Source organism: Actinoplanes sp. NPDC048791, from assembly GCF_040650095.1.
GTDB lineage: Bacteria > Actinomycetota > Actinomycetes > Mycobacteriales > Micromonosporaceae > Actinoplanes.
In genome coordinates, this window is sequence record NZ_JBEZGQ010001668.1 from 1 (window position 1) to 1,181 (window position 1,181).

Genomic DNA, 1,181 nt, shown 5'->3' on the forward strand with positions numbered 1-1,181 from the left:
GCGGCCGGTCCCCGACGGGCCGGCTGGAAAGCCGGCCTGCCCAGTGCGGCGGGTGGGCCCGGGCCGGTCGTCCGCCTCGGCCGTCGGCTCCTCCGCCTTACTGTCAAACTCACAATAACTAGGTCCGGGGTTTGTGTCAACAGGACACTAAGTCTGTTACGGTGGGTGTACCCCCTGACACTCTGAGGTGATGGCATGATGTTTCGTGCGCTCGATCTGGTCTTGACGATCGCGGTGGCCGTAGCCGTCGGTGTGCTCGGCGCCCTTGATGTGGTCGGGCCCGCGGTCACCGGTGGAGCCACCCTCACCACGCTCGGCCTGCTGGCCTTGAGCTCCCTGCACGGCCGCTCGACCCTGGGAGCACTGGCGCGTTCGGTCACCGAGCTGGGCCGGACCGTGAGCGACCGGGCCAGCGCCGACCGGCTGCTGGCCCCGTCCACCTCCGGTGTGGACCTGGATCTCGGCACGGCCGACGACATCCGCGCCGTGGGCGTCACCCTGGCCCGGACGATCCGCAACCACTACGCGGCCCTCCAGCAGCGGCTCGACGCCGGGGCCACCGTACGGATCGCTCTGATCGCGCCGGAGGCGGCGACGGTTGCCGAGGCCGCACGACGCAGCACCATCGCCGACAGCCCGGCGATCTTCGAGCACCGGCTGCGGCCCACCCTGGACCTGCTGGAGGGCCTGGCCCGGCGCGCGGCGGCCGGACCGGGCCGGCTCCAGGTACGGCTGCTCGACTTCGTCCCGGCGTTCGGGCTGGTGGCGGTGGACGCGGAGACCCCGCACGGTCAGGTACGCGTCGACATCTACTCGCACCGCTGCGGCACGCAGGAGCCGACCCTGCCGCTGTACGCCGACCGTGACGCCCGCTGGTTCCGGCACTTCGTCGCCGAGTTCGACCGGGTGTGGGCCGTGGGCCGCCCCTACGAGGTGGCCGATGAGCAGCTCAGCCGATAGGGGGTCCGCCGCTGGCCGCAGCGAGCGCCGCCACCGCGCGCGACGGTCCCCGGCGGAGCTGACCCGACCGCAGCCGGCCACGGATGGCGGCCACGGCATCACCGGCCGCGATCCACGCCACCTCGGTGCCGGTGGCCGCGGGCAGGTCCAGGCGGCCGTCGAGGCTCGGGTGGACCACGTCCACGGCGCTCACCCGGTGTCCCCGGGTCTGCAGGCGGCGC

At 73.2% G+C, this 1,181-nt stretch carries 2 protein-coding genes; one reads left to right on the forward strand and one right to left on the reverse strand.

Annotation, left to right across the window (positions count from 1 at the left end):
- The first annotated feature begins 195 nt into the window (after nt 1-195).
- Nucleotides 196-960 carry a hypothetical protein gene (locus tag AB0C29_RS49465; protein ID WP_360835468.1) on the forward strand — a complete coding sequence of 255 codons (765 nt, stop codon included), beginning with the start codon at nt 196-198 and terminating at the stop codon, nt 958-960.
- Here AB0C29_RS49465 and AB0C29_RS49470 read toward each other — a convergent pair.
- Nucleotides 950-1,181: hypothetical protein (locus AB0C29_RS49470; protein ID WP_360835470.1), on the reverse strand; the 232-nt coding region annotated here is incomplete at its 5' end. The genes AB0C29_RS49465 and AB0C29_RS49470 overlap by 11 nt on opposite strands.

Coding starts and splice junctions, on each gene's coding strand:
- AB0C29_RS49465 (WP_360835468.1), top strand. CDS start 196: ATGATGTTTCGTGCGCTCGATCTGGTCTTGACGATCGCGGTGGCCGTA.